This is a genomic window from Nonomuraea solani, assembly GCF_900108335.1.
In the GTDB taxonomy this organism is placed as follows: domain Bacteria; phylum Actinomycetota; class Actinomycetes; order Streptosporangiales; family Streptosporangiaceae; genus Nonomuraea; species Nonomuraea solani.
This window is the reverse complement of the sequence record NZ_FNVT01000008.1, coordinates 34,266-43,235: the sequence shown is the minus strand read 5'-3', so window position 1 is coordinate 43,235 and position 8,970 is coordinate 34,266. Positions and strand designations below refer to the sequence as shown.

At 70.2% G+C, this 8,970-nt stretch carries 14 protein-coding genes and 1 riboswitch; of the genes, 5 read left to right on the top strand and 9 right to left on the bottom strand.

The features are described from left to right. Positions 1-143: 143 nt before the first annotated feature. Entirely contained in the window at positions 144-584 is a 441-nt protein-coding gene (locus C4V41_RS27770) for a hypothetical protein (RefSeq protein WP_103958904.1), read from the bottom strand. 142 nt (positions 585-726) lie between these two features. Here C4V41_RS27770 and C4V41_RS27765 point away from each other — a divergent pair, with 142 nt between their 5' ends. Beyond that, positions 727-1,020 carry an STAS domain-containing protein gene (locus C4V41_RS27765; protein WP_160150407.1) on the top strand — a complete coding sequence of 98 codons (294 nt, stop codon included), beginning with the start codon at positions 727-729 and terminating at the stop codon, positions 1,018-1,020. On the opposite strand, the gene C4V41_RS27760 is transcribed toward C4V41_RS27765, so the two are convergent. Further along, positions 1,008-1,649 (bottom strand): TetR/AcrR family transcriptional regulator, encoded by a 642-nt coding sequence (locus tag C4V41_RS27760; RefSeq protein WP_103958902.1) that lies wholly within the window; start codon positions 1,647-1,649, stop codon positions 1,008-1,010. The genes C4V41_RS27765 and C4V41_RS27760 overlap by 13 nt on opposite strands. 60 nt (positions 1,650-1,709) lie before the next feature. Here C4V41_RS27760 and C4V41_RS27755 point away from each other — a divergent pair, with 60 nt between their 5' ends. Further along, positions 1,710-2,000, top strand: coding sequence for a hypothetical protein (locus C4V41_RS27755; RefSeq protein ID WP_103958901.1), 291 nt, complete (start codon positions 1,710-1,712; stop codon positions 1,998-2,000). A gap of 132 nt (positions 2,001-2,132) precedes the next feature. Here the strand turns inward: C4V41_RS27755 and C4V41_RS27750 are convergent, their stop codons facing one another. Together C4V41_RS27750 and C4V41_RS27745 are read right to left on the bottom strand one after the other, a co-directional pair. Next, the gene (locus C4V41_RS27750) at positions 2,133-2,645 is read right to left on the bottom strand and encodes a VOC family protein (RefSeq protein ID WP_103958900.1); all 513 of its coding nucleotides are present in this window, start codon (positions 2,643-2,645) and stop codon (positions 2,133-2,135) included. A gap of 35 nt (positions 2,646-2,680) precedes the next feature. Further along, entirely contained in the window at positions 2,681-3,658 is a 978-nt protein-coding gene (locus tag C4V41_RS27745; RefSeq protein WP_103958899.1) for a rod shape-determining protein, read from the bottom strand. Between the two features lie 301 nt (positions 3,659-3,959). Between C4V41_RS27745 and C4V41_RS27740 the strand changes: the two genes are divergently transcribed. The 3 genes from C4V41_RS27740 (at position 3,960) to C4V41_RS27730 (ending at position 6,343) form a co-directional block, all read left to right on the top strand. After that, on the top strand, positions 3,960-4,160 hold the full coding sequence (locus tag C4V41_RS27740) for a DUF5302 domain-containing protein (protein WP_146103807.1): 201 nt from the start codon (positions 3,960-3,962) through the stop codon (positions 4,158-4,160). 161 nt (positions 4,161-4,321) lie between these two features. Then, positions 4,322-4,455: riboswitch (cyclic di-AMP (ydaO/yuaA leader) on the top strand. Between the two features lie 173 nt (positions 4,456-4,628). Then, a complete protein-coding gene (locus C4V41_RS27735) occupies positions 4,629-5,372 on the top strand; it encodes a hypothetical protein (protein WP_235030418.1) in 744 nt (247 codons plus the stop codon). Between the two features lie 125 nt (positions 5,373-5,497). Next, the gene (locus tag C4V41_RS27730) at positions 5,498-6,343 is read left to right on the top strand and encodes an alpha/beta fold hydrolase (protein WP_200824271.1); all 846 of its coding nucleotides are present in this window, start codon (positions 5,498-5,500) and stop codon (positions 6,341-6,343) included. 47 nt (positions 6,344-6,390) lie between these two features. Here C4V41_RS27730 and C4V41_RS27725 read toward each other — a convergent pair whose 3' ends face one another. The 5 genes from C4V41_RS27725 to C4V41_RS27705 all read right to left on the bottom strand — a co-directional run bounded on the left by C4V41_RS27725 (position 6,391) and on the right by C4V41_RS27705 (position 8,937). Further along, positions 6,391-6,762 (bottom strand): hypothetical protein, encoded by a 372-nt coding sequence (locus C4V41_RS27725; RefSeq protein ID WP_103958897.1) that lies wholly within the window; start codon positions 6,760-6,762, stop codon positions 6,391-6,393. 32 nt (positions 6,763-6,794) lie between these two features. Continuing rightward, the gene (locus tag C4V41_RS27720; RefSeq protein ID WP_103958896.1) at positions 6,795-7,181 is read right to left on the bottom strand and encodes a roadblock/LC7 domain-containing protein; all 387 of its coding nucleotides are present in this window, start codon (positions 7,179-7,181) and stop codon (positions 6,795-6,797) included. A gap of 29 nt (positions 7,182-7,210) precedes the next feature. Continuing rightward, positions 7,211-8,071 carry a hypothetical protein gene (locus C4V41_RS27715; RefSeq protein ID WP_103958895.1) on the bottom strand — a complete coding sequence of 287 codons (861 nt, stop codon included), beginning with the start codon at positions 8,069-8,071 and terminating at the stop codon, positions 7,211-7,213. 3 nt (positions 8,072-8,074) lie between these two features. Further along, on the bottom strand, positions 8,075-8,449 hold the full coding sequence (locus tag C4V41_RS27710; protein ID WP_103958894.1) for a roadblock/LC7 domain-containing protein: 375 nt from the start codon (positions 8,447-8,449) through the stop codon (positions 8,075-8,077). A 137-nt stretch (positions 8,450-8,586) separates the two neighbouring features. Further along, positions 8,587-8,937 (bottom strand): winged helix-turn-helix transcriptional regulator, encoded by a 351-nt coding sequence (locus C4V41_RS27705; protein WP_103958893.1) that lies wholly within the window; start codon positions 8,935-8,937, stop codon positions 8,587-8,589. Between the last annotated feature and the right edge of the window lie 33 nt (positions 8,938-8,970).

Here is an 8,970-nt window from a genome sequence, read left to right as displayed (position 1 = left end):
CTCGAAGGGACAGCAGGGACGACGGCGGAGGTCCCTCTCGCCCTGCCCTCTCAAAGGGAGGGACTACACCGGAGCGCATGGCCCCCGTCCTCTCAAAGGGACAGCAGGGGCGACGGCGGATCAGTACGGGTAGGTGGGGTGATCTATTCGGTCACGTAGCAGGTGGTCTTGCCGACCACCTGGACCGTCGGCCGGTCCCCGGACAGGACGGTCAGCTCGAACGTCAGCTCCGTCTCCGGATTACGCAGCACCGCGACGTCCTGCTCGTCGTCCCGGAAGTCCAGGTCGTCGACCACCTTGTGATAGCCCATGGCCTGCAGACGATCCAGCAGCCCGGTGGACGCCTCGGCGTGCGCGGTCTCCGCCCGCAGGAACCGCCGCACCTGCCCCGGCACACACGACCCGTCGTCCGCCTGCTCGACGGCCGACAATCGCAGGTCGGCGGTGCCGGCCAGGCTGCCGGCGTCGGTGTTGAGCCGCTGGGTGGCCGCTTCGAGCGTGGGCACCTCGGAGGGCGCCGTGCAGGCCGTCATCGCCGCGATGCATAAGAGCACCGCGGTGAAGATGTGACGGCGGGCGCGCACGTTCGGACCATACCAACGATCACCGCGAACAATCTGTCAAATCACGCAAAAGGTGCGGTACGCCCTCGGCAGGTCTCACATAAATCTTCCTTTTCCGGGCACTTCACTACAGATGTACGGCAGGCACCCCCCACTCACCGACGTGACGCTCGTCCCGCACCCCCTCGGCCTGAAAGTGACGGGCGAGATCGACTACGCCAACCGTCACGTGCTGGCCGGCGCCCTGGACCAGGCGCTCCAGACCGGCAAACAGGACCTCCGGCTCGACCTGTCCGGCCTGACCTTCATCGACGTGGCGGGCATGCGCGTCATCGTCGCCGGCGCCGGCCGCCTGCCCCAGGGCCGGCGGCTCATCCTCGCCCCGGTCTCTCCGCAGGCCCGCCGCCTCCTCACGCTGACCGGCTGGCGGCACGCCTCCGGCCTTCACATGCCCTGATCGCTCAACAGCTGGGCCGCCAGCGTCTCGCGGGCCCACTCCTCCCACCGCTCGGGCGGCCAGCCCCGCTTGCCGGCCAGCAGCAGGTAGAGCTCGGGGCTCAGAACCCCGTACAGCACGTCGGCCGCCGATTCGGGTGACAGGTCAGGCCGCGCGCCCAGTTTGGCCATGAGCGACTCGGCCGCCGCCCGCTGCACGACGTAGCGCGGATCCACGGTCTGCGGCCACTCCGCCGCCACCTCAGGGTCCATGGCCACCGCCGTTTCGAGCACCTTGGTGATCGGGGCGACCCTGGCGAGCACCGCCGTCGTGCCGCGTACATGCGCGCTGAGGTGCTCGGCGGCGCTCCCCGCCGCCATCGCCTCCCTGAACCAGGTCCGGTCCATGGTCGCCACCGGCTCGTCGTCGCCCGCGATGGTGACGTCAACGAGCTCCTTCAGCAGCGAGCGCTTGTTGCCGAAGACGAAGTAGATCGTCTGCACGGCCACGCCCGCCAGCTCGGCGACGTCCTGCAGGTTGGTGGCCCCGTATCCGTCGCGCACGAACAGCTCGCCGGCCGCCTTCAGGATGCGCGCGCGGGTCTCCTGGGCCTTCTGCGTACGTTTGCTGACCCTCTTGACGTCGCTCATGGCTGTAGTCTAACTCTAGTCACGTTCGCTAGAAGTCAACTCTAGAGAAGGGCTATAGCCATGACTCTCATCCGTACCGTCCGCTTCACCGCCGACCCCGCCGACGCCGACCAGGTGCTCCATCGGCGGGTCGTGCTGATCGAGGCCGTCCGCGCCCGGTTCGGCGGCCTGGCCGAGACCCGGCTCACCCGGGTCGACGACGAGACCTGGGTGGACCACTGGCGCTGGGCCTCCCGCGCCGAGATGGACGCCGCCATCGCCGACGCGCCGGCGCTGCCGGAGGCGAAGGCGGCGTTCGAGGTCGTCAAGGACGCGTCCGTCGAGCTCGCGGAGCTGGTGGACGAACGCTGACGCCCGCGCGGACCCGGCGTGGGAGGACGCCGGGCCCGCGCCCCCAGTGTCACCGGTGCCGGGCCCGCCCACCCAGCGCCGCAGGGTCGCAGCGCCGCAGGGTCGCAGGGTCGCTCAGGGCCGCAGGGTCGCTCAGGGCCGCCAGCGTCGCTGGTCCGTTTCCTTCTCGTACGGCTGCGCGTCCGGATATGTCAGGAGTTCCACGGTGCCGCCCCACGGCGTCCTGCAGTAGGCGTACCGGTTGCGCTCACCCGCCTCCGGCCCCGTCAGCGGCACCGGGTCGGCCAGCCGCGTCCCGCCCGCCTCGGCGACCTGTCGCAGCGCCGCGTCCAGGTCGTCCACGTACAGGGCGACGTGCTGCCACCCCAGGTCGCACGGAATGACCGCCCCGGCCTGCCGTGGCCCCTTGAACTCGAACAGCTCGATCCCGGGCCCGTTCGGCAGCCGCAGCATGCGTACCGCCACCTCGATCGTCCCCTGCGGCACCCCGAGCCGCCGCTCGGTCGCCCAGCCCCCCTTGGGCCCCTTCTCGCGGGGCAGGGTGTCGTAGAGCACCTCGGCCCCGAACGCGCGGGCGAAGAACGTCGTCGCCGCCTCAAGGTCGGGCACCGTCACCCCGACATGGTCGATGCCGCGCACCGTCATGGCCCACCTCCCACCTGTCGTACCTCTCGAAGGGATCAAGAGCGCCAGTTTCTGAGCCGCCCGGCGAGCCCCAGGTCGTCCACGCACCGGCCCAGCCCGAGCGCCACGGACTCCAGCGGCCGCTCCGACGTGCGCACCGGCATGCACAGCGCGGTCCGCAGCCGCCGGTCGAGCCCGCGCAGCAGCGCGCCGCCGCCGACCAGCACCGCGCCCCGCTCGCCCAGGTCGGCGATCAGCTCGGCCGGGCAGCGCGCCACGGTCTCCATCGCCTCCCCGACGATGGCCTCGATGGGCCGGTCGGCGGCCTCGTGGACGCGCTGGACGGGCAGGGGGAGCGCGTGCTCCTGACCGCTGTCGGGGTCGCGCGCCCGCACCGTGATCCAGCCGCCGGTGCCCGCCCGCCGCTTGGCCGACTCGGCCTCGGCCTCGTCGATCAGCAGCCCGTGCTCCCGTTCGACCAGGCGGATCAGGGACATGTTCACGGCGTGGCCCCCGTACGGGACGGCGCCGTACGCCACCACGTCCCCGCGCGACAGCACCGCGATCCGCGCGGAGTCGCGCCCGATGTCGATCACCATGCTCCCGGCGCAGTCACTCACCGGCAGGCCCGCCCCGAGCGCCGCCGCCAGCGCGTGCGGGATCAGCACGATCCCACTGGCCTCCGCCTCGAACACCACGTCGCACAGCGCGGTCCTGTCGATCGGCGTGGAGTCGTCGGGCAGCGCCATGACCATGCGCGGCCTGGAGAAGGGATGCCAGTGCACCTTGCGCACGAAATGCCGGATCATGCGCCGGGCGAGCTCGATGTCGGCCGGCAGGCCGCCGCTGACCGGCCAGCACGTCTCGCCCCCGGCGCCGTGCGCGGCCTCGGTGCCGTACCGGATGACCTTGCCCGTCCGCCCGTCCACGGTGACGGCCGAGGGCTCGTCGAGCACGATGCCCCTGCGCCTGACATAGATCCGGGTGCTCGCCGCGCCCAGGTCCATCGCGAGGTCACGGCCCAGGAGGCTCATGTCAGCTCTATTTCCTGACCCGATCCAACACAACACCAGGAGAACGGAAGGGATCCGCCGCGTAGGGTATTCGCCTGCTCGACGACGCCCGCCCGGTGATCGCCGAGGCGGCCCGCCTGCCGCGGCCCGGGCACGGGCTCCGGGGCTACGGCGAGGCCGAGTTCAGGCCGATCCGGTGCTCCGCCTGCTGACGTTCGGGTGCTCGTGAGACCGATGAGCTCGGAGTGGTGCCGAGCCCGGTTTCGCGTCATAAGCGGTGCCGTGCGAAGCTGTGATTGTCCCCAACACCATGGAGGTCCTCATGGCGGATTCACCGGAGCCGGAAGTCAGCGAAACTCCCGAGGACGAGATGAAGCGCAAGTTCCGCGAGGCATTGGAGCGCAAGCGCAACCAGCACGCGGACTCGGGCGCGGGTGGCAGGGGCGGCGACCCATCGAAGATCCACGGGGCGCACGGTCCGGCTGCGAGTAAAAGATCCTTCAGGCGCAAGAGCGGCGGCTGAGCCGGGAATTCGGCGGGGGTACGGCATGCCGTGCCCCCCTTTTCTTTACCCTGATAGGTAGATCTTCGCCTGTTTGATACGAATAGTTTGCGTTTGTCCGATTCGGTCGTTATGGTTGTGGCCATTACCAGCCGGTTACCTAGTCCTTACCCAAGAGGGACAGCCGGTTGGCGCCGAATCCCGAACCCAGGGAACCGGGGAACCACCTCACTGGGGTGAATCCGGCCACGTGCCGGTAGGGCATCTCCACGCCCGAACCCGTCAGCTAACCCGGTAGGCGTGATGGAGAGGACAACTCACTCGATGTACCCCCGCGTCTTGCCCCCCGCCAACTGAGCGGAACCCTTCCCCAGGCTCGTTCTCGCGCTCCGCGTAGCAACCCCCGTCGGGCGTTCTGCCCCGCTACGCCTTTTCCCCCTGCGAAGCGCGATTCCCCCCTGTCCCCACGCGAAGGGCTTTTTACTTTTCATGTCTGCTCGTTTTGGCCTGCGTCACCTCGCCTTGCTCGCCGCCTCCACCGTCGGCGCACTGACCATCGCCGGCACCGCCGCGCACGCCGACTCCGACACTGATGAGAAGATCCTGCTCAAGGGCTCGACCACGGCGTCGTACTTCTGGGACGACTCCTCCGGCCGCGCCGGTGACACCGGGCTGCCCGCCAGTGGCAAGCCCATGCAGAAGCAGTTGGCCGCCAGCCCCAGTTGGCCGCTGCTGACCGAGGGTTATGTGATGTATCAGGGCAAGAAGATGCCCTTCTTCGTCGGTGACCGCGGTCCCGGCGCGCCCTCCAACCGTGGCATCATGCTCGACCTCGACGCCAAGACCTTCGCCGACCTGACCGGCGGCACGTTCAACCCCGACACGCTGGGTGTGGACGGTGTGGGCGGCGAGGGGCACATCAAGGTCGACTACGTCATCACCAAGTGGGGTGAGGGCGTGGGCAAGAAGAACCACCCCGTCGCCTTCTCCACCGGTGCCTGGTCCGAGCGTGACGAAAACCCGGCCGAGCCGCCGAAGGTTCTGGCCGAGGAGAAGCCCAGCCAGGAGCCGGCCCCGCAGGGTGGCGGCCGGGCCGTCGCGGCCCCCGCTCCCGAGGGCGAGCCCCAGGAGTCGGGCATCGTGGGCGGCGCGCTGATGGCCGGGGCTCTGGCCATGGCGGGCGGCGGCATGGTGCTCGGCGGCGAGCGCCTGCGCACCCTCGTCAAGCGCTGACCGAGCACCGATCGGGCACCGACCGAGCACCGACCGAGCACCGACCGGGCGCCGATCGGGCGCCGGCCGGACCACTGCCGCGCGCCGTCTTTACGTCTCGGGACTAGAATGTCATTCTAGTCCTCGTGACCACTCGCGTAGCCGTCAACGGCATCGAAATCGCCTACGAGAGCTTCGGCTCGCCGTCAGGACGGCCCCTGCTGCTCATCATGGGCCTCGGCGCGCAGCTCATCCACTGGGACGAGGGGCTCTGCGCACTCCTGGCCGAGCAGGGCCACCACGTCGTACGTTTCGACAACCGCGACGTCGGCCTCTCCACGCACCACCACGACCTGGGCGCTCCCACGACGGGGGCGCCCTCGGCGTATCTGCTGGACGACATGGCCGACGACGCCGCCGGGCTCATGGACGCGCTCGGCTGGACCAGCGCCCACGTGGTCGGCGCGTCGATGGGCGGCATGATCGCCCAGTCGCTGGCCATCCGGCACCCCGCGCGGGTGCTGAGCCTGACCTCCATCATGTCCACGCCCAGCCCGTCGGCCCACCCGCCGACGGCGGCCGCGGCCGCGGTTCTGATGGCCAGGCCGCCCGCCGATCGCGCGGCTGTCCTGGACCAGGCCCTGCAGACCTGGTCGGTCATCGGCTCGCCCGGCTACGAGCTCGACCGGGAGAAGATCACCCTGATGGCGGGGCTGGCCTTCGACCGCAGCTTCGACCCGGCGGGCACGGCCAGGCAACTGGCCGCCATCATGGCCTCGGCCGACCGTACGGAGTCGCTGGCGAGCGTCACGGTGCCCACGCTGGTGCTGCACGGGGAGGCCGACCAGCTCGTCCCGCTCGCGGGCGGGCAGGCGACGGCGGCGGCCGTTCCGGGGGCGCGGCTGGTCACGTACCCGGGGATGGGGCACGACATTCCGGCGGCGCTGTGGCCCGACATCGTCACCGAGATCACGAAACTGACCACGGGTTGAGGGCGTGTGGCGGCCCGCGACGGAGGCGCGGGCCGCCGGCGCCGCGGTCAGACCTCCAGCTTCTCCTCGATGGTGCGCATCTGGTGCCGGGCCATCGCCAGATTTCCGCGCGCCCGGTCGAGCGCCAGGTAGAGGAACAACCCCTTGCCGCCGCGCCCGGTGATGGGCCGGATGATGTGGTACTGCCCGGTCAGCGTGATCAGGATGTCCTCGATGCTCTCCTTGAGGCCGAGCGAGTCCATCGTGCGAAGTTTGGCCTTGACCACCTCCGTGTTGCCCGCGGCGGCGACCTGGAGATCCAGGTCCTTGGAGCCGCCGAGCGTGCCCAGCGCCATGCCGCTGCCGTGGTCGACGATCGCCGCTCCTACCGCGCCGTCGATCGTCATCATCTCCTTGAGCGAGACGTCCATGCCGGCCATGTGTCTTCCTCCCTTTTCTGCCGGGGAATGGTTCAGTGCCTGCGTGCTGCGACGGCGGCCACTCCGGCAGCCGTCTTCCTGCCCTCCAGCCGCAGCAGCCCGACGTTCGCGCCGGGACCGGCCAGGACCGTGAGGACGATGGTGGGGCCGGCGGCGTAGAAGGCCACGAAACCGGCGGTGCCGGAGATGAGCGTCTCCTCGAACGCCCCCTGACCGGTCATGCTGAGCATTCGCCTGCTCATCGCGAGCAGCGCCGCCGACAGGGCGGCCGAGTGCTCCGCGGCGTCTCCCATGGCGGCCTCCGCGAAGTCGCTGGCGATCTGCAGGCCGTCCACGGTGCAGGCGACGCTCCCGTTCACGTCCGGTGTGCGCTCACGCAGGAGCGCCATCTCCTCCAGAACCTCTTGTCGTAGCTCCACCGGTGGCCTCCTCCTGAGTGAGGGGAACCTCACGACAGCTCCTCGAGCGCCCTCTTCAGCCGCATCAGCAGCGCCAGGTCGGTTGGATCACCCGTGATGGGCGGGCCCAGCGGCGGGGCCGGCCCGGGGTCGTGGGGCGGCCGGCCCGCGAGCGCCTGCCGCTCCCGCTTCGGCAGGACATTCTGGGGCTCGTCACCGGGAAGAGCCTTCTGGCGCCGGCCGGCCGGTTCGGTACGGGCGGCCTCCGGCGGCGGCGGAGCGAGCAGGCCGGAGGCCGCCAGCCGCCGGACGGCCAGCAGCACCGAGTATCCGGACCTGCCGATCTGCCTGGCCAGCTCCAGCGGCGTCGCCTTGTGGTCGGCCCTGACGACGATCTCCCACTGGATCCGGCTCAGCGCCACGCCGTGCCCCGGCAACCGCGCGGCCGGCCGTACCGGCAGGATGTCCACGTCGGCGGACGGCCAGATCTGGGCCAGTTGCGCCCGCCGCCGCGCGCACTCGCGGACCAGCCCCGACACGTCGAAATACCACTGCTCGCCCAGCCAGTGCCGCTCCCCGGGGCGGAACTTGGGCCGCGTCCCGCTCATCGGCAGCAGGAAGAAGGCCGCGTCCAGGACCACGCCGAGCACCGCGTACTGCAGCTCGCCCTGGGTGACGGGCCCCTCGGCGAGCAGCCGCTCGCAGCCGCCGTCGGCCTCCAGGCCGCGCAGCGCCGCCTCGGTCATCACGCCCCTGGCCGCGAGCAGGCGTTCCACGCCGGGGGTCTGGGCGCACTCCATGTACGTCACGCGCCCGTCGGACAGGAAGATCGTGCCGTTCCTGCCGAGCCGGAGCGCGCCGGTGGAACGCTCGCGGGCGAGCCCGGCCAGGAGGGTGTCCAGCTTGGTCATGGGTCACGTCGTCAGGCGGCTGGAGATGGAGGCCAGGCGGTGCCGGGCCAGGGCCAGATTGGATCGTTCCAGGTCAAGGCGCACGTAGATGACCAGCGGCCCTTCGAAGACCGTCTCCAGCGGCCTGAGCAGATGATGACCCTTGTCCGTGGTGACGAGCATGTCGTCGATGCGGACGACCTCACCGGGGGACGAGCGCGCCAGTCCGTCGGTGGTGGCGCGCAGCGCCTCCGTGATCGCGGCGGCGGAGCGGTCGGCGTCCACGCCGGAGGAACTGCTGAAGGCCACCGCCATGCCGCTGGTGTGGTCCACCAGCATGGCGTCGAGTGCCCCTGGTATGGACATGACCTCCGCCAGGCAGGTGTCGATTCCGAGCACGTGACCCCCTCGCCGTCATGGGAACGGGGCCAGCGTAGGGCTAGGAAATCTCGCCTTTCGTGACGCTTGGCGCTGGCGATGCGCTTTTATACGGCCACGTCGTAGAAAAACAACACCGTTGCGCATAACTGTACGATTTATGAGAATTTCTCGCGGCAACGAAGCATCTCGCCCACGTTCCGCTCAGCCCACGAGGCCACCACGGACACCGGATCGTGCAGCGAACGCCCCAGCTCGGTCAGCGTGTACTCCACCCGCGGCGGCACCTCCGCGAACACCTCCCGCGTCACCAGCCCGTCCTGCTCCATGGAGCGCAACGTCTGTGTCAGCACCTTGGGCGTCACCCCGCCGATCCGCGTCCTGAGCCGGGTGAACCGCATCGGCCCGTCGGCGAGGCAGAGCAGCACCAGCACCGACCACTTGTCGCCGATCCGATCAAGGACCACCCTGGTCGGACAGTTCGGGTCGAAGACGTCGCCGGTATCCATAAGGTACTTATAGCACGGTGAAGTAACCAGTAT